Origin of the sequence: Streptomyces colwelliae (assembly GCF_048158785.1) — a bacterium.
GTDB lineage: Bacteria > Actinomycetota > Actinomycetes > Streptomycetales > Streptomycetaceae > Streptomyces.
Map to the genome: position 1 here is coordinate 1 of NZ_JBLTJC010000761.1, position 1,659 is coordinate 1,659.

Genomic DNA, 1,659 nt, shown 5'->3' on the forward strand with positions numbered 1-1,659 from the left:
CCCGCAGACCTCGCCGACGTCAGCCGCGAGTTGGCCGCCACCAGCGCCAAGCTCGCCGAATCCCGCGACCGCGAGCGGGCGTTGGAGTCGTCACGGCGTGAACTCGTCGCCTGGATCTCGCACGACCTGCGCACTCCGCTGGCCGGTCTCCGCGCGATGTCCGAAGCCCTGGAGGACGGGGTCGCCGCCGACCCCGGCCGCTACCTCCGCCAGATCCGCACCGAGGTGGAACGCCTCAACGACATGGTCGGCGACCTCTTCGAACTCTCCCGCATCCACGCCGGCTCCCTCGCCCTCACCCGCTCCCGGATGTCCCTGTACGACCTGATCGGCGACGCCCTCGCCGGTGCGGACCCGCTCGCGCGCGAGCACGGCGTACGGCTGGTCGGCGACCGGATCGAACCGGTGCCCGTCGAGGTCGACGGCAAGGAGATGAGCCGGGTGCTGGGGAATCTGCTGGTCAACGCGATCCGGCGGACGCCTGCCGACGGCACGGTGGCCATCGCCGCCGAGCGGTCCGCGGACGGGGTCGTCCTGTCCGTGACCGACGGATGCGGTGGGATTCCCGAGGACGATCTGCCGCGGGTCTTCGACACCGGGTGGCGCGGCACGCACGCGCGGACACCCCCGGCCGGCGCCGGGCTCGGGCTCGCCATCGTGCGCGGGATCGTCGAGGCGCATCAGGGGCGGGCCGCCGTACGGAACGTGTCGGGCGGCTGCCGGTTCGAGGTGACGCTGCCCGCCGCGGAGGCGTGAAGCCACCCGGCCACACCGTCACATGGCCACATGGCCATACCGTCACGGGATCACGCCGTCACGCGGCCACACCGTCACATGGCCACATGGCCATACCGTCACGGGATCACGCCGTCACGCGGCCACACCGTCACCCGGTGGTCACACGTGGCCTATGCCGCCTCCGCCGAAGGAACCGCTCCTCCCGGGCAGCCAGCGCAGCCGCTTCTGCTCCTTTCCCGTTCTGCTCCCGGAGTGGTGGAGCTGGTACGGCATCAGCCGCTCCTTCTCCTCCGAGGCGAGGGGCATCTCGTCGGGCTCCCGCATCTCGCGCATCTCGTGGACCGCGCCGCCGACGGGGAGGTGGGGCTGCTCCTCGGGGAGCGGCCGTGGAAGTTCCTGGTCACGGATCTTCATGCCGAAATGTATGGCCCAGACCAGTGCGCCCGCGATCACCAGGCCACCGAGAAAGGCGGCGCCCACGTTAAGGGTGTCGTGCGACGCGGCCAGCAGTTCATACGTTGCCATGCTCATACTCCGAGTATCACTCTTTTGGGGGGAATGTGGTGATCTGTGAGAGGTAGCTCGTCACCTCGGCCGGGTCTCGGGTCAGCAGCGCCACGTGGTTGTCGGGGCGGATCAGGACGAGTGCCGGGTCGGTGACGCCGTACGCCCGCCGCGCGTGACCCTCGTGGTCCCGCAGGTCACCGCCGTCGTCCACCGTGAACGCCTGCATCAGCCCCTCGTGCTCGGCCCTCAACTTGCCCACCGCGTCCGCGACTTCCGTGCCGAAGTCGAGCAGCGTGAAGCGCGGGTCCGCGTACACCTGGAAGAGCCGGACCGGGTTGCCCGAAGCGTCCAGGCAGGGGGCGTCGGGGGCGCGGTCGCCGGGGTGCGCCGCCTGGTGGACGGGCTACGGCCGCC

Annotated in this window: 2 protein-coding genes and 1 pseudogene; 1 reads left to right on the forward strand and 2 read right to left on the reverse strand. The window is 70.9% G+C overall.

All coding sequences use genetic code 11. The features are described from left to right. Window positions 1-756, forward strand: a 756-nt coding sequence (locus ACNFOC_RS54070) for a sensor histidine kinase (protein ID WP_416966269.1), incomplete at its 5' end; no start/stop codon positions are given. Window positions 757-897: 141 nt separating this feature from the next. Here ACNFOC_RS54070 and ACNFOC_RS54075 read toward each other — a convergent pair. Both ACNFOC_RS54075 and ACNFOC_RS54080 read right to left on the reverse strand, forming a co-directional pair. Next, window positions 898-1,269: a DUF6479 family protein gene (locus ACNFOC_RS54075; protein WP_416966270.1), complete on the reverse strand. Its 372-nt coding sequence runs from the start codon at window positions 1,267-1,269 to the stop codon at window positions 898-900. 10 nt (window positions 1,270-1,279) lie between these two features. Beyond that, window positions 1,280-1,618: pseudogene (locus tag ACNFOC_RS54080) on the reverse strand (aromatic-ring hydroxylase C-terminal domain-containing protein); the annotation flags it as partial. Window positions 1,619-1,659: the final 41 nt, after the last annotated feature.